1 protein-coding gene is annotated in these 603 nt (G+C 65.0%); it reads right to left on the bottom strand.

What is annotated here, in order from left to right:
• The coding region (locus MYF83_RS42275; RefSeq protein ID WP_372500423.1) for a trypsin-like serine peptidase at positions 1-603 on the bottom strand (603 nt) is incomplete at both ends.

Genomic DNA, 603 nt, shown 5'->3' with positions numbered 1-603 from the left:
GCCGGCGTAGGTGATGCCGTTGTAGACGGTGACGAAGGCGTAGTCGCTGTCGTAGTCCTCGTACACGCCGAAGTCGTAGTGCACGTAGGCGGCCTTGCCGACGTAGATGCCCCAGGGAGACTTGCCCTGGTAGTAACCGGGGATGAAGACCCAGTTGTCAATCGCGCTGTTCTGCACGCCCTCGTCGAACACGCAGTGCCCGGCGGTGGCGACCAGGTTGTGGTACTTGGACTGCACGGAGGACGCGGAGCACCAGAACTCGTCGGCACCGATCGTGAAGAACACCTTGCCGATGGTCTTCGGCAGGTTGACGTTCTTGACCTTGGTGGGGGTGACCTTCTCCTGGCCGATCGGCGGGACAACGCCGGCCTTGCCGCTGGGGGCCGCGTCGCCGCCACCAAGCTTGACCTTGCCCGACACCTGCTCGTCGCCCTTGTACTGCGCGGCGGCCTTGAGGTTGGCGGAGCCCTTCTGGGTCCAGAAGTCGGTGATCTTGTTGGCCTCGGAGGAGGAGGCCAGCGACACGGTCTTCTTGACCGGGGCGGTCGCGGCGTTGGCCGAGGTGACCAGGGTGGCACCGATCATGCTGGTGGCGGCGATGGC

Origin of the sequence: Sphaerisporangium perillae (genome assembly GCF_023276435.1) — a bacterium.
Classification (GTDB): Bacteria; Actinomycetota; Actinomycetes; order Streptosporangiales; family Streptosporangiaceae; genus Sphaerisporangium; species Sphaerisporangium perillae.
Note: the sequence above shows the minus strand (reverse complement) of the source record. Positions and strands in the feature narration are given on the sequence as shown.